This window comes from Bradyrhizobium sp. 192 (genome assembly GCF_023100965.1).
Taxonomy (GTDB): domain Bacteria; phylum Pseudomonadota; class Alphaproteobacteria; order Rhizobiales; family Xanthobacteraceae; genus Bradyrhizobium; species Bradyrhizobium symbiodeficiens.
The window spans coordinates 7022840-7041165 of the sequence record NZ_CP064690.1; the positions used below are offsets into that span (position 1 = coordinate 7022840).

Genomic DNA, 18326 nt, shown 5'->3' on the forward strand with positions numbered 1-18326 from the left:
TCAGGCCGACCACTCCTCGCCCCAGACCTGGACGACGTGGCCGGGCGACACTTCGCGATATTGCCGCACCGGCGGCTGGTAATCCGGCGCGCGCACCGGGCTTCTGATCTCGTCGTATGCGACCTCGCGCTTCGTGGCGCGACGCGCGGGATCCGGCACCGGCACGGCGGCCATCAGCTTCTTAGTATAAGGGTGCTGCGGATTGCCGAACACGGCCACGCGCGGGCCGGTCTCGACGATCTCGCCGAGATACATCACGGCGACACGGTGGCTCATGCGCTCGACCACCGCGATGTCGTGGGAAATGAAGAGATAGGCGAGACCCATGCTGGCTTGAAGATCGAGCAACAGGTTGACGACTTGCGCCTTGACCGAGACGTCGAGCGCGGAAACCGCCTCGTCCGCGACGATCAGCTTCGGCCCGAGCGCGAGCGCGCGGGCGATGCAGATGCGCTGACGCTGGCCGCCGGAGAATTCATGCGGGAAGCGTGCGGCCATGTCGGCAGTCAGACCGACGCGGACGAGGAGGTCAGCGACCTTGTCCCGTGCCTGCGACGCCGAGGCGAGCCCGTTGGCCAGCAAGGGTGCCGCGATCGCCGTGCCCACCGACATGCGCGGATTGAGGCTTGCGAACGGATCCTGAAAGACGATCTGCATCTGCTTGCGGACGTCGCGCAAGGTGCGACCGGACATCGCCAGCACGTCCTGGCCGTCGATCAGGACGGTCCCGCTGTCAGGCTCCGTCAGCTTGAGAATGGAACGGCCGGTGGTCGACTTGCCGCAACCGGACTCGCCGACCAGCGCCAGCGTCTCGCCGGCGCGCAAGGTAAAGGAGACGTTCTCGGTCGCATGGACGCGGCCCGAGACCTTGCCGAACAGGCCCGAGCGGATCGGAAAGCGCGTGGTGAGGTTTGCGACTTCGAGCAGCGGCCGCTCGGCCGGCGAGACCGTATCGGGCGTCTCCGCCGGTTCGTCCGAGGTGCCCGTCACCTTGTCGACGATGGGAAAGCGCATTGGCCGCGCCCGGCCGTCCATCGAGCCCAAGCGCGGCACGGCGGCGAGCAGCGCGCGCGTGTAGGGATGCGAGGGCGCGGCGAAGATGCGCGAGGTCGCATCCGTCTCCACCGCCTGCCCGCCATACATCACCACGGTCCGATCCGCGATCTCGGCCACCACGCCCATGTCGTGGGTGATGAAGAGGATCGCCATCCCTTCCTCCTGCTGAAGCTCTTTCAGCAGCTCCAGGATCTGGGCCTGGATGGTGACGTCGAGCGCGGTGGTCGGCTCGTCCGCAATCAAAAGTTTCGGCTTGCAGGCCAGCGCCATCGCGATCATCACGCGCTGGCGCATCCCGCCGGAGAAGCGATGCGGATGTTCGTGGAAGCGCGACTTGGCCGCGGGGATACGGACGCGGTCGAGCAGGCGCACCGTCTCGGCCTCCGCCGCCGCGCGCGACAGGCCGCGATGCTGGATCAGCGCTTCCGCGATCTGGAAGCCGACGGTGAGCACAGGATTGAGGCTCGTCATCGGCTCCTGGAAGATCATCGCGACGTCATTGCCGCGAATGTCCGTCATGCTGGCTTCCGGCAGCGCCAGCAGATCGCGGCCGGCGAGCATGACGCGGCCCTCGACGCGGCCGATGTCCTTTGGAATGAGCCGCATGATCGACAGCGCAGTGACGCTCTTGCCGGAACCGGACTCGCCGACGATCGCAACGGTTTCACGGGGAGCGACGTCGAAGGAGACGTTGCGGACAACGGGAATCCATTGCCGTTCGAGCATGAAGAACGTCGTGAGGCCGGAGACCGACAGCACCGGCGCCTGTGCATCGGCAGAGACTTGGTGTGGTTCGTTTGCGCCGATGCTCATACGAGTGTCCTAATAGCCGCGCCTACGATCGACACGCCCCGGCAGCTCCTCGCCGCGGCGATGACGGTCGATGACGTCGAGCACGAAATCGACGGCCGTATCCGGCGTCGTCATGCTGGCATTGTGCGGCGTCAGCAGAATGCGCGGGTGGCTCCAGAACGGATGTCCCTCAGGCAGCGGTTCAGGATCGGCGACATCAAGCACGGCACCTGACAACGCACCGCTGTCGAGCGCCGCGAGGAAATCGGCCTCGACGAGATGCGGGCCGCGGCCGACATTGACGAGGGACGCACCGCGCGGCAGGCGTGCAAACAAATCGGCGTTAAGGATACCGCGCGTCTCGTCGGTCAGCGGCAAGAGGCAAACGAGAATGTCGCTCTGCGCCAGGAAATCCGGCAAGGTGTCAGGGCCCGCGTAACAGGTCACGCCCTCGATTTCGCGCGGCGAGCGGTTCCACCCGAGACGCGGAAACCCGAACGCCTTCAGGCGTTCGAGCACGGCCTGGCCGAGCTGGCCGAGCCCCATCACGCCGACACGCCGCCGTTTCGCCGGCGTGATCCGGATCTCGCGCCAGAGCTGCTGCTTCTGTTGATCGATGAAGTGCAGGAGGTCGCGATGCAGGGCCAGCACGGCCATGGTGACGTACTCCACCATGGTCTCTGCGATGCCGGGCTCCAGCATGCGGACCAGCGGAATGTGCGCCGGAACTTTCGTGGCGTCGAACTGATCGACGCCGGCGCCGACCGAGAAGACCAGCTCGAGATTGGGGAACGTCGTCGCGATGTCGTCCGGCGGCACCCACGCTACGAGGTAGCGCACATCGGCGGCATCGCCGATGTCAGGCCAGAGCCGGAACGGGACGTCGGGCGCGCGCTCCGCGAAGAAGCGCGCCCACTCGGCACCGCGAACCATGTTGGCCTTGTAGAGAACCGTCATGCGGCCCTCAGAACGGGCTGACCGGCGCGAGCCGCCGGCCGTCGATCATGCGCTTGTGGCTGTAGGGCTCGGGATCGACCAGCGGCGTCGCGCCGGTGACGATGTCGGCAGCGAGCTTTCCGGCGGCGGGGCCGATGCCAAAGCCGTGGCCGGAGAAGCCGGTGGCGAGGAAGAAGCCGGGCAGCGCATCGACCGGCGAGATCACCGGGATCGTGTCGGGCGTGCAGTCGATGGTGCCGCCCCAGGCTTCCGCGATCTCGATGTCCTTCAATTCCGGATTCGCCTTGATCAGCGCCGCGAGCGCCGAATTGACCAGCGACATGTCGGGCGCGGGGTCGCGCACGCGCTCGGTCTCGAACGGCGACGGCTTGTCGAAGCTCCAGCTGGTGCCGCGCATGATCTGGTCGAGGAAGGACTTGCCGAGCGACAGCTTCAGCCCGGTCTTGCGATGCAGATAGGTCGGCCAGAAGGTGCGCGCATAACGGAACAGATCGGGCGACAGCTCGACCGTGCCGCGGTTGCGCAGCGCCAGCGTGAATCCGCCGTCGAGGCGGCGGCGGATGCAGTAGAAGTCGGTGCCGAGCGCACCCGAGGTGATCTCCGGGCCCGGCGTGGTCCGGCACGCGGTGGCGTTGACGAGACCGATCGGCAGCTCGATGCCGTGACGCCGGCAGAACAGCGACGACCACGCGCCGCCCGACAGCAGCACGGATTGCGTGCGGATGGTGCCCTTTTCCGTGACGACGGCGCTGACCTTCCCGCCCGTCGTCTCCAGCCCGCGCGCGGCGCAGCCCTGATGGATGGTGACGCCGTGCTTTCGCGCGGCCGTGGCGAGCGCGGGCACGGCCATCGACGGTTCGGCGCGGCCGTCGCTCGACGTGTGCAGGCCGCCGACCCATGTATCGGTATTGCCCGGCATCCGCTCGGCGACCTCGGCCGGCGTCAGCACGGTGGAGTGGACCTGCATCTCGCGCGCGACCGCGGCCCAGCGCTCCCAGCTCGCAAGCTCCTCCTTGCTCTTGGTCAGGAACAGCACGCCGGTGCGGCGGAAGCCGGCATCAACGCCAGCGTCGTTCTGCATGTCCTCCCACAGAAGCAGCGCTTCGCGCGCCAGCGGAATCTCCTCCCGCGCGCGGCCCTGCTGGCGGCACCAGCCCCAATTGCGGCTCGACTGCTCGCCGCCGACATGGCCCTTCTCGACCAATGCGACCGAAAGACCCTTCTTAGCGAGATGATAGGCCGCGGAGACGCCGATCACGCCGCCGCCGATGACGACGACATCCACCTGTGTCGGCAGGCGTTCGTCGCTGTTTATACGGTTGAGCGGCGGGGACATGGGGCACTCCTGGACTTCAGTTCGACCGAGACTTTGCTCGTCATGAGTTTGCAGATCATGGGATGTTCAGGCGCGGGTCGAGCGCGTCACGCAGGCCGTCACCGAGGAAGTTGAAGCTGGTCACGGCCAGCGTGATGGCGAGACCCGGCGCGATCGCGAGCCACGGCGAGCTGGTGAGATAGATCTGCGCGTTGTTGAGCATGTTGCCCCAGCTCGCCGCCGGCGGCTGGATGCCGTAGCCGAGATAGCTGACATAGGATTCCAGCAGAATCGCTTTCGCCACGTTCAGCGTCGCCGCCACCACGATCGGCGCGATTGCATTGGGGACGAGCTCGCGGAACATGATGCGCAGGTTCGACGACCCGAAGGCGAGTGCGGCGACGGCAAATTCGCGCTCGCGCAGCGAACGGACCTGGGCCTCGACGACGCGGGCTACGGCCATCCAGGCCGTCGCTGCGATCAGCACGGTGGTGGTGACGAGGCCGGGCTCGGTGAGCGCTGCCAGCGCCAGCAGCAGGAAGATGGTCGGGAAGCACAGCACGGCATCGACGAATCGCATCAGCACCGCGCCGACCACGCCGCCGTAGAAGCCGGCAAAAGCGCCGACGACGATGCCGACAGCCATCGCCATCACCATGGCGACGATGCCGATCGAAAGCGAGACGCGTCCACCCATCATCAGCCTCGCCAGCACGTCGCGGCCGAGCTCGTCGGTGCCGAGGATGTGCGCGCCGGAGAGCGGCGGCGCGAACCGCCTCATGATGTCGATATACGTGTCGTCGAACGGCAGCAGATACGGACCGAATGCCGAACCGAGGATGAGCACCAGAATGATCACCGCACCGGCGAGCGCGAGCCGATGCCGGCGGAAGCGCCGCCAGGCGGCCTGGCCGGGCGCGAGCTGGACGGTGGAAAAGGTTGCGGTCGCCATCGCCTAGCCCACCCGGATGCGCGGATCGACGACGGCATAGAGGATGTCGGCGAGCAGCGAGCCGATCAGCACCATCGTCGCCGAGAACATCAGGATGCCCATCACCACGGGATAGTCGCGATAGCCGATGGAATCGAGGAACAGCCGCCCCATGCCGGGCCAGGTGAACACGGTCTCGGCCACCAGCGCGCCGCCGAGCAGCGTCGGAAACTGCAGGCCCGCGACCGTGATCATCGGCAGCAGCGCGTTACGCAACGCGTGCACGGTGAGGATACGCCACTCCGGTATGCCCTTGGCGCGCGCCGTGCGGATGTAGTCCTGGTTGATGACCTCGAGCATCGAGGAACGCATGAAGCGGCCCCACATCGCGGTCTCGACCAGCGCCAACACCATCGCCGGTGCGATCAGATGATGCAGCAGGTCGAGGAAGGAGCCGTCGCCGACGGTCTGCCGGTTGCCGGCCGGCAGCCAGCCGAGCTTGACCGAGAACACGTAGATGGTGACGAGACCGAACCAGAAGGTCGGGATCGACAGCGCGATCATGGCGCCGACGGTCGCGAGCGTGTCGAACAGCGAGTATCGCCTCAGCGCGCCGAGGATACCGATCCAGCATCCGAGCAGCACCGCGATGATCGTCGCCGTCGCCATCAGCTCGAGCGTGGCGCCGAGATGCGAGGAGATCACCGACAGCACCGCCTCGCCGTCGCGGTAGGACTTGCCCCAATCGCCCTTCAACATGCGGCCGAACCAGTCGAGATACTGGACCGGCAGCGGCCGATCGAGCCCGAGTTGTTTGGTGACGCGGTCGAGATCCTCCTGCGTCATTTGCGCGGAGGCCGCGAATTGCGACAGCGGGCCGCCGGGCGCCAGATGCAGGATGGCGAAGCCGATCGCGGACACGATCACCAGGAGCATGATCGCCTGTGCCAGGCGGTTGACGACGTATCGGGCCATCTCAGGCTGCCCAGCGAACCCTGTGCATCAGGCCCAGTACCATTCGCGGATGTTCCAGCAGTTGCTGGAGGTGTTGATGTTGGGTCGGAACCCTTGCAGCCCCTCCTTCACGCCCTCGGCGATGAAGCCCTGGAACAGCGGCAGGATCGCAAGGTCGTTGCGGATCAGCTTCTGCAGATCGCCATAGATGGTCTTGCGCTGCGCGATATCGAACTGCCTGGCGCCTTCGGCCAGCAGGCGATCGGCTTCGGGGCTCTTATACTGATAGGTGTTATAGCCGCGGCCGCCCTTGGCGGGAATTGCGCCGGAGCCGAAGCGCGGCGTCACGTCGGGATCGCTGCCTAGCATGAAGTTCACACCCACGATCACTGAGTTGAACTTCGACTGCTGCCAGAAGTCGCCCCAGATCACCGCAGCCGGCATGTTGTTGACGCGCATCGCAGCGCCGATCGCGCGCCAGTCCTGGATCAGGAGCTGTTGGGTCTGCTCGCGCACCGCATTGCCCGAGGTTGTCGAGTTGGTGAATTCGAGCTTGACGCCGCCTTTCTCGCGCACGCCGCCGGAGCCGCGCGTCCACCCCGCCGCATCGAGCAACGTGTTGGCCTTGGCGGGATCGTATTTGTGTTGCGGCAGCCCCTGCTGGAACGACCAGGCCTGCTGCGGCACGAAGCTCTCGGTCTGCGTCGGCAGGCCGTAATTCAGCGCATCGATGATCGCCTGCTTGTTGATGCCGAGATACAGCGCCTCGCGCACCGTGCGGTCGGCGAACGGGCCGAACTCCAGATTGGGCGCGATGTGCTCGACCGAGGACGTCGAGGAGACGAAGATCTTGCGGCCCTTCAGCGTCTTCGCCTCCTGCACGAAGTTCGGCAGGATGCCTTGCAGGCCGGTGTAGTCGACCTGGCCGGTGCGGAACTGGGTGTAGAGGACGGTGAGGTCCGGAATGTATTTGAAGACTACGCGTTCGACGTAAGGGCCCTTGCCGTGATAGCCGGCATGGGCGTTCAACTGGATATGGTCGCCCGGCACGCGCTCGCCCCAGCGGAACGGCCCGGTGCCGACAGGCGCATTGTGGAACGGCGAGGCATTCGGATCGGTCACCTTCTCCAGGATGTGCTTGGGCACGATGAAGGTGAGCGACAGGATCGACATGTAGGGCGAATAAGGCGCTTCCATGCGCCAGTGGATCTCGTCAGGCGCGACGACCTTGATGTCCTTTACGAGGCTATGGCCGACGCGGTTGCGCACGCGGAAATCGGGATTGTTGATCAACTCCAGCGAGAACTTGATGTCCTCGGCCGTGAACGGCGTGCCGTCGTGCCACTTCACGTCGCTGCGCAGCTTGATCTTCCAGGTCAGGCCGTCGGCCGACAGTCCGCCATTCTCGATGGTCGGGACTTCGCGCGCGAGGTCGGGGACGAACTTGCCGTCGGGCTCGATGTACCAGAGCGGCGAAAACACCTGCCACCAGATGCCCTGGTCGACCTCGATGCCGGGCATGAGGGGATGAAAGACGGTCGGCTCCTGCGACAGCGCCGCAATCACCTGCCCGCGCGGCTTGTCCGGCGGATTGGAGGGACGTTCGGTCTGGGCAAAGGAGCTGCCTGAAAGCGTCCATCCTGCCGCGGCGCCAGCGCCGAGCTGAAAGAATTGTCGGCGATTCGGAATGCCGAGATGCAGTGCCCCAACGCCGAACTTGCCGGTGTCGTCTGCCATGACCACTCTCCGTTGTCGCACGTGGCACCGTCTCCCGCGCCCCCGAAAACCCCGGCAAAGGGACAGGAGTGGGCTTTAGTGCTTCTAAATTTTTCAGTCAAAATTTCATCATGACTAAATACAGCTGTCAATCACATTGCTAGTATGCGCCACCTTTTCACTCCGATTGAAACCCGGCCCGATGCGGCCCTGAGCTGAAAATGATGCATGGGAGAGCGACATGGATGGTCGCGGCGATACGAGTAGTCCGAAGGACGCCCCGACGATCGAGCCGGACGATACGGTCGACCAGCGCCTCGGCGAGACCGTGCGGCTGCTGCGTCAGCGCGCGGGCTTCTCGATCCAAGACGTCGCCAACAAGACCGGCCTGTCCACCGGCATGATCAGCCAGCTCGAACGCGCGCGCGCCATGCCGTCGATACGGACGCTGCGCCTGCTCAGCATCGCGCTCGACGTTCCCATCTCGTACTTCTTCGAGACCAGCGATCCCGCCGACGTGCAGCGCTATATCGTGCGCAAGAACAGCCGGCGGCTGCTGCGGCTCACCGCCAGCGGCGTCGTCAAGGAAGCGCTGACGCCGGCGGACAAAGGCCAGCTCGAGCTTTACGAGCTCACGCTCAATCCCGGCGCCTCCTCCGGCACCGACTTCCTGCAGCACACCGGCGAGAAGGCGGGCTACATCCTCTCCGGCAGCCTGCGGCTGTGGCTCGACAACCAGGCCCATGTGCTGGAAGCCGGCGACAGTTTCCGCTTTCCGAGCACCGTGCCGCACATGTTCGACAACCCGACCCAGCAGGTCGCGCGCGCGATCTGGGTGACGACGCTGCGCCAGACCGACTCGCCCGCAGGTTGAAGCGCTGCCGCCCGGCACCGCCGGAAATTGCCCTCGACGACGCCCCATTGAATCTGTAGCTCACGTGAGACCGGAGTCATCTGCCGGGCGGACATGGGGGTCCGTACCGGACGTCGTTGGCGGGAGACCATGAGACCCAGGGGGATTCTGACACTCGCGATGGCTGCACAGGTCGTCGTGACCGCGGCGGCCCTCTTCGCCTCCTATGCCGTGTCCGGACCCGGGTTCAGCATCGCCCAGGTCGCAGCCCTCATCGCAAGCGCCGCCGTTGCCGTCGTGCTCGTGCGGCTCTGCACGCGAGCGATCGAGACGTCAGAGGACAGGCGCGCCGCCACGCAATCGGCCGAGCTGGCGCAGGCCCGCAGCGACAGCGCGCAGATGATGCAAGCCGTCATCAAGACCGCGCTCGATGCCTTCATTCAGATCGACGACAGCGGCGCCGTGCTGGAGTGGAGCTTTCAGGCCGAGGCCCTGACCGGATGGACGCGCCAGGAGGCGCTCGGCTCCGACGTCGTCGACCTCCTCGTCGCCGAGCCGCTGCGCGACGGCTTCAGGCAACGCATGGCGCGGCTGGTTCCGGAATTGTCGGGCGCGCCAGCCGGCATCCGCTTCGAGCTCACCCTGGTCCACAGGAACGGCGACAGGATCCTGGCCGAGGCGTCCAGCACGGTGTTGCGGCTTGGCGGACGCGTCATCGTCAACACCTTCGTCAGGGATATCACCCGGAAGCGCGCGGCCGAGGAGCAGTTGGTGCAGTCCCAGAAGATGGAGGCGGTCGGGCAGCTCACCGGCGGCATCGCGCACGAATTCAACAATATGCTCACCGTGATCACAGGCACGATCGAGATCCTCGCCGACGCCGTCAGGGACAACCCGCCGCTTGCGACCATCACCAAGCTGATCAGCGAAGCCGCCGATCGCGGCGCCGCGCTGACGTCGAGCCTGTTGTCCTTTGCCCGCAAGCAGGCGCTGCAGCCGGCCGAGATCGACGTCAACCAATTGCTCGAAGAGCTCGCCAAGCTGCTGCTGGCGACCTTCGACAAGAAGATCGAGATCGTCACCCGGCTCGACCGCAACGTCTGGCTCGCCTACGCCGACCGCGGTCAGCTGAGCTCGGCACTGCTCAACCTCGCCATCAACGCCCGCGACGCCATGCTGGACGGCGGCAGACTGACCCTGACGACGCGCAACGTCGTGTTCGGCGTGCGCGAGGCCGTCGCGGTCGGCGCCGGCTATGCCGGCGACTATGTCGAGATCGAGATCGCCGATGACGGCAGCGGCATTCCCCAGGCCATCCTGGAGCGGATCTTCGATCCGTTCTTCTCGACGAAGGAGGTCGGCAAGGGCACGGGGCTCGGGCTCAGCATGGTGTTCGGCTTCGTCAAGCAGTCCGGCGGCGGCATCAAGGTCGCCTCCGAAGAAGGACGCGGCACCATCTTCACACTCTATTTGCCGAAGGCGGAGGTGAGCGCGCTGCGCCCGACCGGCTATGACGACCGCAAGATCGTGGGGGGCAAGGAAACCGTGCTCTGCGTCGAGGACGACCGCGACGTCCGCCACTACGTCACGGTCCAGCTCGAAGGCCTCGGCTACAAGGTCATCCCGGCCGCCAATGCGACCGAGGCGCTCGCAATTGCGGCCGAAGGCACGCCGTTCGACCTGCTCTTCACCGACATCGTGATGGCCGGCGGCATGAACGGACGCGAGCTCGCCGAACAGATGGTGGCGGCGCGCCCCTCTTTGCGGGTCCTGTTCACCTCCGGCTACGCCTACGATTCGCTGCACACGCAGGGCCGCGCCACCATGAGCGCACCGCTCTTGAGAAAGCCCTATCGCAAGGCCGAGCTCGCCCGCATGCTGCGCCGCTGCCTCGACACCGCCGTCGATTCCGCCGGCGACGCGATCCCGACGCCCTATTCGGTGCAGGCGGATGTCGAGGCGTTCCTGCGCAGGCAGGCGGCCGAAGACGACGCGACGCGATCGCGGAAATAGCTATCTCGCCTCAGCTCATCCGCCGCCGCAGCGTCGCCGACGGCGTCTCGCCGAATTTTTCGCGATAGGCGCCGGCCATGCGGCCGAGATGGGTAAAGCCGAGGTCGAAGGCGATGTCGGTGATGGAGGCATCGGGCGATCCTTGCGCGAGGCGGCCGTGGAGCTCGGCGAGGCGCATATCGAGCAGCATCTGCGAGATCGACAGGCCGAAGTGACGACGGAAGCCGAGCTGCAGCGCGCGGATGCCGATGCCGGAGGCGCAGGCGAGCTGCGCGAGATCGAGCGGCTCGCCGGCATTGTCGGCGAGATGGTCGCGCGCCGTGCGGAGCGCGCGCGGCAGCCGCTCGGCCTGCCCGGAGAACGTTTGAATAGCATCCGACAGGCCATGGCGCTGGCCGTTGAGCAGGCGATCGAGCAGCAGCTCCCGCCAATCGGCCATCGCGACCGCCGACAGCCGGCCGGAAGGGCCGAGACGCTCGGCGAGCATCATCAGCTCGGCGAGGCTGGTTCGCAGCGCCCGCCCGGCCGGCGCGTCCAAATCGATCATTGGATCGAACTCGACCGTGCCTGACACCCTGCCGGACAGCGCTGCGGCGCGCTGCTCGACCATGCGGCGGTCGAACAGCAGGATCGCCTGCGCGCAGTCACGCCACATCATCCGGGTCGGGATCGTCGGCGACAGCAGCGACGCCGTCCGCCCCGGTACCGCCTCGAGCTCGGTCGTGCCGGCGCGAATATAGGCCGAGCCGGCGAGCGGGACTTGCACCAGGAAGAAGCGCTCGAGGCAGCCGGGGTCGATGCCGACCGATCCGCCATAGGCGACGTAGTTGATGGAAAAGCCGTCGAAGCCGGCGCAATTATGCCGGGCGGAGAAGCCGGAGGCGCGCAGCCGTGCCGGCTTGAGATCGTGCGGGCAGAAGATGCGACCGATCTGGTCGGCCGCCTCGTCGACATCGTCGGTGGTGACGCGGGCGAAATCCGCGAGCCGTTCGGCCGCGGGCGTCCTTGCGCTCATTTCCAGCACGGCTGCGGACATGGTCGACCACGCTTCGCGTCACGGAATTGCTTTAAGCCTATAATAATTCCCCGGACACGGAAAGGGCGGCGTCGGCAAAATCGTCATGCTGCACGGCAGCAGGCGCTTCGCGGATTCGTTTAGCGGATAGACAGGCGCCCCTTTGATGGCCGAAGCTCCAACCTCGCCGGAATCCAATGGGAGCATGCGATGACTGCACTCGAAAAAGGCATTACCGCTAACGGCACGGGCTATGGCGGCAAGAGCTGGAACATCCTGGGCCAGGTCTATTTCCCCAAGGCCGTCACCGACTCCACCTTCGCGTTCGAGACCAACAGCGACCCCGGCCAGTTCGTGCCGGTGCACATCCATCCGACCCAGGACGAGTTCATCCTGGTGCAGGAAGGCACGCTCGACCTCAAGCTCGACGGCAAATGGGTCAAGGCTCACGCCGGCGATCTCGTGCGCCTGCCGCGCGGCATTCCGCACGGCTATTTCAACAAGTCCGACAAGCCGGCCCGCGCGCTGTTCTGGGTCTCGCCGATGCAGAAGCTGGAGGCGCTGTTCGAGCAGCTGAACAATCTGACCGACCCCGCCGAGGTCGTGCGCATTTCGGCGCTGCACGAGGTCGATTTCCTGCCGCCCGAGGCCAACGACTAGCCTCTTCGTCCATCTTCATCGGCTTGCAGCACCGCCGGCCGCACCTTGCGGTCGAACGAGGCCGCTTGCGCGCGAAACACACATCGATTGCGAGCAATCCCATGGTCAGCCCCAAGCATGTCTGCGTGATCGGCGCCGGCGTCTCCGGCCTCGCCGCCGCCAAGGCGTTCTCCAGCCGCGGCCACCACGTCACCATCGTCGAGCGCAGCGGCGATCTCGGCGGCGTCTGGGAGCCGGCGCGCTCCTATCCCGACGTGCAGACCCAGAGCCCGAAGGAGCTCTATCGCTACACCGACCGCGCCATGCCGGAGGCCTATCCGGAATGGCCGACCGGGCCGCAGGTTCATGCCTATCTCGCCGACTACGCCAAGAGCTTCGGTCTCGACCGCATGCTCCGCCTCGGCATCGAGGTCGCCGGCATGGCGCGGCGTGCCGACGGCAAGCCGGGCTGGACGCTGGCGCTGAAGGCCAAGGACGGCACGAGCACGAGCGAGGATTTCGATTTCATCGCAGTCTGCACCGGGCAGTTCAACGAGCCGCGCGAACTGCATTGCCCCGGCGAGGACAGCTTTCTGGCGCAAGGCGGCCAGATCCTGCATTCGTCGAAATACGGCGATCCCGTGCTGGCGAAAGGACGCCGCATCGTCGTGCTCGGCGGCTCGAAATCGGCGACCGACATCGCGGTCAACGCGGTGAAATCGGGCGCGCGCGAGGTGACCATCGTGATGCGCGAGCCAGTCTGGCGCATCCCCTATTTCATCGGTGGCCTCGTGAACTTCAAGCGCATCCTCTACATCCGCGCGCAGGAGGATATGTTTCCGGGCTGGGGCATCGGTGCGATGGCGCGTCTCGCGCACCGCATCGCCGCGCCGCTGGTGTGGGCGAACTGGCGCGGGCTGGAGAGCCTGCTAAAGGCGCAGCTCAAGCTTGGCCGCTGCAAAATGGTGCCGAAGGAGCGGATCGAGGACGGCGTCAATTGCTCGGTGCCGATCGCAACGCCCGGCTTCTATCCGATGGTCGCCGACGGCCGCATCAAGGCTGTGTTCGGAACGTTCGATCACTACGAGGGCGACAGTATCGTGATGAGCGGCGGCGAGCGCGTGGGCGCGGATGTCGCGGTGCTCGCGATCGGCTACAAGCTCGGCGTGCCGTTCCTGCCCGAAGCCTACAAGCAGAAACTGGTCGATGCCGACGGGCAGTACCGGCTCTATCGCCTGATCGCCAACCCCGATCTGCCGGAGCTCGGCTTCGTCGGCTTCAACTCCTCGTTCTGCACCGTGCTCTGCGCCGACCTCGCCGCCAACTGGCTGGTCCGCTATGCCGACGGCCAGCTCGCGAACCAGCCGACGGCGCAGGCGATGCGCGACAACATCGAGATGATGCTGCACTTCAAGCGCGTCGAGCGGCCGGCCGCGGGCGTCTATGGCGGCCTCTGCGTCGCGCCCTATCACTACCGCCATTTCGACGAGCTGATGGCCGACATCGGCGCGAAGAACCAGAAGCGCGGCGGGCTCGCGGGACATTTCCAGCCGCCGGATGCGGACGCCTATGCGAAATTCCTGGCGACGGCGCCGGATTACCGGGCGGCATAAGAATTCCGGCTGAGCGGGATTTGCATCTCGCCAGCCCTTGCCTCTGATGCTTACGATCTCCCTGGCCATCGAATCGACAGGAACCAGCCATGGGATCCAGACGTCTCGCAATCCTTGCGGCTGTTGCCTTCTTCGTCGCGGTGCCAGCCGTCGCACAACAGCGCGCGCTGACACCCCGGCAATCCGAGACGCTCGCCGCCTATGAGCGGGCGCTCGGCGATTTCAAATCCATCCTCGCCGAGCGGCGGCGCCAGATCGAGGCGAAGCAGCCGCTGCCGAACCTGCCGGGACAGGCGGTCTATCTCGCCCGCGTCGCCGTGATCAGCACGTACAAGGATCTCACCGATGCGATCCCGTCGCGGATCGGGCGGCCCAACAAGTTCGAGATTCCGCCGGCCTATTTCGACGCCGACATCGAGCCCCTGATCGACGAATATTCGAAGTTGTTCGACGTCATGGAGGCGCCGCCCGCCAATGCGCAGAATTCGGCGACGCCGTTCAAGGACGTCGTCGATCTCGCCACGGCGATCGCGCGCGCCAAGGGGCTTGCGCCTGACCACGCGGACGCCGCGGGCCGCATCAGCCTCGGGCTGTTCTTTGCCGAGACCAACGGCAAGCAGAACGTCCGCAACGGCCGCTCGAACACCTATATGGGCAGCTTCCAGACCGGCCTATCCGAAGACCGCAACGGCCACAGGAAATGGCAGGCCATCAAGGGCGAGATCGCGGCGATCGATCCGGCCTTGAGCGCGCGCGATGACAAGGAGGAGGCCCGCGCCCGCGGCACCGATCACCGCTTCAACCACTGGACCAACGTGCGCGACGGCCTGATGAACGCGCACGCGGATGTGTTCCGTGAGATTCCCGGAATCGTGAAGACGCTGCCCGACCCGATCGACCAGATGAAGCTGTTCGAGCTGATCCAGATCGTGCCGACCCCGACGCGCGCGGCGCTCAAGTCCGGCGACCTCCTGAACTACAGGGTGTCGAGCCCCACGATCATGAAGCACCTGCGCAACAACAGCATCTTTGCATTCGGGCAGGCCGACCGGGCGAAAACCTCGGCCAGCTACCGCGAGATCCTCGCGGCGATGTGGCTGTTCAACCGCAAGTTCGAGAAAGCGATGGCGAAATACGCGGAGATCAGGGGGCGCTGACGGAGTTGCACCCACAATCCGTAATTGTATGATTGCGCGATCTGGCTCGCAGCACGGACCGTCACATGCGCATCCTCATTCTCGGCGGCAGCCAGTTTCTCGGGCGAGCAGTCGCAGCCCGAGCCTGTGCAGTCGGACACGACGTGACCTGCGCTGCTCGCGGTGTCGCAGGACCCATCGCGGCGGGCGTGCACTTCGTGATGATCGACCGCGACGCAGCCGACGGGCTTGCACTGCTCGCGGGCGAAACGTTCGATGCCGTTGTCGACGTCTCGCGATATCCCGGCCAGGTCCGCCGCGCCGTCGCGGCGCTGAAGCGGCCGGGCGTACATTGGACCTTCGTTTCCACGATCAGCGTATATGCGGACAACCGGATACCGGGACAACGCGCCGATACGGCGCCGCTGCGCGAACCCGTTGCCGCGGAGATCGAACACAGCACCGACGCCATCTATGGCGCCGCCAAGGTCGCCTGCGAACAGGCGGTCGGAAACGATTCCTTCATCTGCCGCGCCGGCCTGATCGCCGGGCCGGAAGACCCGACAGGGCGCTTCGCCTATTGGCCGACACGGCTTGCGCGCGGCGGTGAGGTACTAGCTCCGGGATCGCCTGACGATGCCGTCCAGTTCATCGACGTGCGCGATCTCGCGCAATGGATCGTGCACGCGGCTGAGGTTCGCCTCACCGGCATCTATGACGGGATTGGACCGATACGCAAGCGCGGCGAATTTCTGGCCGAATGCGCGGCCGCGCTCAACGCGTCCTGCACGTTCACCTGGATCGGTCGTGAGTTTCTCGAGGCCCACGACGTGCGGCGCTGGGCAGGTCCGCGGTCATTGCCGATGTGGCTGCCTTTGCCCGACTTCGCTGGTTTCCTGACGCGCGACACCTCACCGGCCCGCGAGGCCGGGCTGACTTCACGACCGCCCGCAGAGACTGCGCGCGATACACTGCATTGGCTGCGCGACAGCGGCGGACCGGTGATCGGGCTCAGCTCCGATGAAGAAAGCGCAGTGCTTTCAACGTGGCACGTGCGCAACGCAGCCGCGACCAGGACCTAGCCGGATCACGAGCAAACCACGCTGACGGACCTACTCCGTCCGGATCGGCGAATCCTTCAAGCCATTGTCGTCATAGGCCTTGCGCAGTGTACCGTTGGTCGTGGCTTCGGTCATGAATGTGGTGACGAACGCCAGCGCCTCCTTGTGGCCGAGCGGCACGGCGACGGCGGTCACCGTCTTCTTGAAGGTCTCGTCCAGCACCTTTGTCCCTGGAATCTTCTGCGCCATCTTGTTGAGCTGATCGCGCGACAATGCGAAGGCGTCGATCTCGCCGCTTTTCAAGAGGTCGAAGATCTCGTCATAGGTCTGATAGCCCGTGACTTTGGCGTTCTTCAGATGCGCGATCGCACCGCGCATGGTGGTCGTGGCATTGACCGCCACGACCTTGACGCCCGCCTGGTCGAGCGTCGCAAAATTGGTGATGTTCGAGCCGGGCCTGACGATGTAGGTGGCGTCCGCGACCTCGTAGATCGGGCCGAACATCATCCTGGTCTCGCGCTCGGGATCTTTGGGCAGCCACGTGACGTCCCAAGTGCCTTTGCCGGCCGCATCGGTGATCTGCCCGGAATTCTGGTGCGCGACATATTCGACGGGGACGCCGAGCTGGGCGGCCATCGCCTTGCCGAGATCGACGGGCACGCCGGCATAGCCGGCTTCCGTCTTGGTCGACCAGAACGCCCCGCCTGCGGGGCTGATCGCGATCGCGACCCGCAGTCTGCCGGTCGGTGCGATCTCGTCCTTCAAGCCGTCTGCTAGCGCCGGCATGGCGACCATCGCTGCGAGACCGAGGCCGGCAAGAGCCGATCGGAGGGACGTGGGCATGTCATGGTCTCCTCACCTTTTCTTCTTGGCTTTTCCCGGCACGCGGCCTTTGAGACAATTGTGGTCGATCGTGCGCCCGGTGAAAAGCGGCCTGTTATGACAAATCTGTTGAAGGCCACGCCGCCCAGTGCCGCGCAAGGCCGGCGACTGCCATGGCTATGGTGTTCCACGGCCGAACATTTGTTGATAGCCTGCCGCACCGACAGACGATACTCGGGGGCTACCGAATGACCTCATCGAATCCCGCATCTCCCGCACGGCGCAATGGAGCGTGGAGACAGGCCGGACGGACACTGGCCGCCGTTGCGGCCATGGTCGCGCTCGCGGGCTGCGAGGACAAGAACACGTTCGTGGCGCCGCCGCCGCCCAAGGTGGACGTGGCAACGCCGGTGCAGCGCGCCGTGACGCGCTACATCGAGGCCACCGGCAACACCGCGCCGGTCAAGAGCGTCGACCTCGTCGCGCGGGTGCAAGGCTTCCTGCAATCGATCGACTATCAGGACGGCAGCTTCGTCAAGCAGGGCACCCAGCTGTTCACGATCGAGCCGGAGACCTATAAGCTGAAGCTGGAGCAGGCGCAGGCGGCCGAGGCCGGCGCGCAGGCCTCGGTCCGGCAGACGGAGGCCGATTACAAACGGCAGGCCGATCTGGTGCAACGCCAGGCGGTCTCGCAGGCCACGCTCGACACGTCGACTTCGAATCGCGACAACGCGCAAGCCAATCTCCAGCAGGCGCAAGCCAACACCAAGCTCGCCGAGGTCAATTACGGCTACACCAAGGTGACGGCGCCGTTCGACGGCATCGTCAGCGCCCACATGGTCTCGATCGGCGAGCTCGTCGGCGTCTCCTCGCCGACCCAGCTCGCCACCATCGTCGCGATGGACCCGATCTATGTGAACTTCACCGTCAACGAGCAGGACGTGCTGCGCATCCGCGCCGAAGCGACCCGTCGTGGGCTAACCCCGGCCAACCTCAAGCAGTTTCCGATCCAGATCGGCCTTCAGACCGAAGCCGGCTATCCGCACGAGGGCCACCTCGACTACGTCGCGCCGACCCTCAATCAATCGACCGGCACGCTGGCGGTGCGCGGCCTCATCCCCAACGACAAGCGGGTGCTGCTGCCCGGCTATTTCGTCCGCGTCCGCGTGCCCTTCGACCAGGAGAAGAGCGCCCTGCTCGTTCCTGATACGGCGCTCGGCAGCGACCAGGGCGGCCGTTATCTGCTGGTAGTCAACGGCGACAACGTCGTCGAGCAGCGCAAGGTGCAGATCGGCCCGGTCGACAACGGGCTGCGCGTCATCGAGGACGGCCTGAAGCCGGAGGACCGCGTCGTCATCGCAGGGCTTCTGCGGGTGATCCCGGGCCAGAAGATCGATCCGCAGGTGACGAAGATCGAGCAGCCGCAAGCCTCGAACAAGTAAGGGGCCGCAAC

At 65.8% G+C, this 18326-nt stretch carries 15 protein-coding genes; 7 read left to right on the forward strand and 8 right to left on the reverse strand.

What is annotated here, in order from left to right; all coding sequences use genetic code 11:
- From IVB24_RS32945 to IVB24_RS32970, 6 genes are read right to left on the reverse strand one after another with little or no spacing between them, the layout of a single operon-like run.
- The gene (locus IVB24_RS32945; RefSeq protein WP_247770509.1) at positions 1 to 1869 is read right to left on the reverse strand and encodes an ABC transporter ATP-binding protein; all 1869 of its coding nucleotides are present in this window, start codon (positions 1867 to 1869) and stop codon (positions 1 to 3) included.
- Between the two features lie 9 nt (positions 1870 to 1878).
- A complete protein-coding gene (locus IVB24_RS32950; protein ID WP_247770510.1) occupies positions 1879 to 2805 on the reverse strand; it encodes a glyoxylate/hydroxypyruvate reductase A in 927 nt (308 codons plus the stop codon).
- A gap of 7 nt (positions 2806 to 2812) precedes the next feature.
- Positions 2813 to 4141: an FAD-binding oxidoreductase gene (locus tag IVB24_RS32955; RefSeq protein WP_247770511.1), complete on the reverse strand. Its 1329-nt coding sequence runs from the start codon at positions 4139 to 4141 to the stop codon at positions 2813 to 2815.
- A 55-nt stretch (positions 4142 to 4196) separates the two neighbouring features.
- Positions 4197 to 5072, reverse strand: coding sequence for an ABC transporter permease (locus IVB24_RS32960; RefSeq protein ID WP_247770512.1), 876 nt, complete (start codon positions 5070 to 5072; stop codon positions 4197 to 4199).
- Positions 5073 to 5075: 3 nt separating this feature from the next.
- Positions 5076 to 6026, reverse strand: a complete 951-nt coding sequence (locus IVB24_RS32965) for an ABC transporter permease (RefSeq protein WP_247770513.1) — start codon at positions 6024 to 6026, stop codon at positions 5076 to 5078.
- Between the two features lie 27 nt (positions 6027 to 6053).
- Positions 6054 to 7742, reverse strand: coding sequence for a peptide ABC transporter substrate-binding protein (locus tag IVB24_RS32970; RefSeq protein ID WP_247770514.1), 1689 nt, complete (start codon positions 7740 to 7742; stop codon positions 6054 to 6056).
- 220 nt (positions 7743 to 7962) lie between these two features.
- On the opposite strand from IVB24_RS32970, the gene IVB24_RS32975 reads away from it, so the two are divergent.
- Both IVB24_RS32975 and IVB24_RS32980 read left to right on the forward strand, forming a co-directional pair.
- Positions 7963 to 8595 (forward strand): cupin domain-containing protein, encoded by a 633-nt coding sequence (locus IVB24_RS32975; RefSeq protein WP_166468315.1) that lies wholly within the window; start codon positions 7963 to 7965, stop codon positions 8593 to 8595.
- Positions 8596 to 8724: 129 nt separating this feature from the next.
- Entirely contained in the window at positions 8725 to 10587 is a 1863-nt protein-coding gene (locus IVB24_RS32980; protein WP_247770515.1) for an ATP-binding protein, read from the forward strand.
- Positions 10588 to 10597: 10 nt separating this feature from the next.
- On the opposite strand, the gene IVB24_RS32985 is transcribed toward IVB24_RS32980, so the two are convergent.
- Positions 10598 to 11623 (reverse strand): AraC family transcriptional regulator, encoded by a 1026-nt coding sequence (locus IVB24_RS32985; RefSeq protein WP_140480950.1) that lies wholly within the window; start codon positions 11621 to 11623, stop codon positions 10598 to 10600.
- A gap of 189 nt (positions 11624 to 11812) precedes the next feature.
- Here IVB24_RS32985 and IVB24_RS32990 point away from each other — a divergent pair, with 189 nt between their 5' ends.
- The 4 genes from IVB24_RS32990 to IVB24_RS33005 all read left to right on the forward strand — a co-directional run bounded on the left by IVB24_RS32990 (position 11813) and on the right by IVB24_RS33005 (position 16072).
- Complete coding sequence (locus IVB24_RS32990; RefSeq protein ID WP_247770516.1) at positions 11813 to 12262, forward strand: cupin domain-containing protein; 450 nt, start codon at positions 11813 to 11815, stop codon at positions 12260 to 12262.
- Between the two features lie 101 nt (positions 12263 to 12363).
- Positions 12364 to 13854 carry an NAD(P)/FAD-dependent oxidoreductase gene (locus tag IVB24_RS32995; RefSeq protein WP_247770517.1) on the forward strand — a complete coding sequence of 497 codons (1491 nt, stop codon included), beginning with the start codon at positions 12364 to 12366 and terminating at the stop codon, positions 13852 to 13854.
- 89 nt (positions 13855 to 13943) lie between these two features.
- The gene (locus IVB24_RS33000) at positions 13944 to 15011 is read left to right on the forward strand and encodes a hypothetical protein (RefSeq protein WP_247770518.1); all 1068 of its coding nucleotides are present in this window, start codon (positions 13944 to 13946) and stop codon (positions 15009 to 15011) included.
- 65 nt (positions 15012 to 15076) lie between these two features.
- Positions 15077 to 16072, forward strand: coding sequence for an NAD-dependent epimerase/dehydratase family protein (locus IVB24_RS33005; protein ID WP_247770519.1), 996 nt, complete (start codon positions 15077 to 15079; stop codon positions 16070 to 16072).
- A gap of 30 nt (positions 16073 to 16102) precedes the next feature.
- Here the strand turns inward: IVB24_RS33005 and IVB24_RS33010 are convergent, their stop codons facing one another.
- Entirely contained in the window at positions 16103 to 16894 is a 792-nt protein-coding gene (locus tag IVB24_RS33010; RefSeq protein ID WP_247770520.1) for a transporter substrate-binding domain-containing protein, read from the reverse strand.
- 227 nt (positions 16895 to 17121) lie between these two features.
- Here IVB24_RS33010 and IVB24_RS33015 point away from each other — a divergent pair, with 227 nt between their 5' ends.
- Positions 17122 to 18315: an efflux RND transporter periplasmic adaptor subunit gene (locus IVB24_RS33015; protein WP_247770521.1), complete on the forward strand. Its 1194-nt coding sequence runs from the start codon at positions 17122 to 17124 to the stop codon at positions 18313 to 18315.
- Positions 18316 to 18326 lie beyond the last annotated feature (11 nt).

What these genes read in the sequence shown, in the direction of transcription:
- IVB24_RS32965 (WP_247770513.1), bottom strand. Translation starts at nt 6,026, where the DNA reads ATGGCCCGATACGTCGTCAACCGCCTGGCACAGGCGATCATGCTCCTG.
- IVB24_RS33000 (WP_247770518.1), top strand. Translation starts at nt 13,944, where the DNA reads ATGGGATCCAGACGTCTCGCAATCCTTGCGGCTGTTGCCTTCTTCGTC.
- IVB24_RS32960 (WP_247770512.1), bottom strand. Translation starts at nt 5,072, where the DNA reads ATGGCGACCGCAACCTTTTCCACCGTCCAGCTCGCGCCCGGCCAGGCC.
- IVB24_RS32980 (WP_247770515.1), top strand. Translation starts at nt 8,725, where the DNA reads ATGAGACCCAGGGGGATTCTGACACTCGCGATGGCTGCACAGGTCGTC.
- IVB24_RS32950 (WP_247770510.1), bottom strand. Translation starts at nt 2,805, where the DNA reads ATGACGGTTCTCTACAAGGCCAACATGGTTCGCGGTGCCGAGTGGGCG.
- IVB24_RS32975 (WP_166468315.1), top strand. Translation starts at nt 7,963, where the DNA reads ATGGATGGTCGCGGCGATACGAGTAGTCCGAAGGACGCCCCGACGATC.
- IVB24_RS32955 (WP_247770511.1), bottom strand. Translation starts at nt 4,141, where the DNA reads ATGTCCCCGCCGCTCAACCGTATAAACAGCGACGAACGCCTGCCGACA.
- IVB24_RS33010 (WP_247770520.1), bottom strand. Translation starts at nt 16,894, where the DNA reads ATGCCCACGTCCCTCCGATCGGCTCTTGCCGGCCTCGGTCTCGCAGCG.
- IVB24_RS33005 (WP_247770519.1), top strand. Translation starts at nt 15,077, where the DNA reads ATGCGCATCCTCATTCTCGGCGGCAGCCAGTTTCTCGGGCGAGCAGTC.
- IVB24_RS33015 (WP_247770521.1), top strand. Translation starts at nt 17,122, where the DNA reads ATGACCTCATCGAATCCCGCATCTCCCGCACGGCGCAATGGAGCGTGG.
- IVB24_RS32970 (WP_247770514.1), bottom strand. Translation starts at nt 7,742, where the DNA reads ATGGCAGACGACACCGGCAAGTTCGGCGTTGGGGCACTGCATCTCGGC.
- IVB24_RS32945 (WP_247770509.1), bottom strand. Translation starts at nt 1,869, where the DNA reads ATGAGCATCGGCGCAAACGAACCACACCAAGTCTCTGCCGATGCACAG.
- IVB24_RS32990 (WP_247770516.1), top strand. Translation starts at nt 11,813, where the DNA reads ATGACTGCACTCGAAAAAGGCATTACCGCTAACGGCACGGGCTATGGC.
- IVB24_RS32985 (WP_140480950.1), bottom strand. Translation starts at nt 11,623, where the DNA reads ATGTCCGCAGCCGTGCTGGAAATGAGCGCAAGGACGCCCGCGGCCGAA.
- IVB24_RS32995 (WP_247770517.1), top strand. Translation starts at nt 12,364, where the DNA reads ATGGTCAGCCCCAAGCATGTCTGCGTGATCGGCGCCGGCGTCTCCGGC.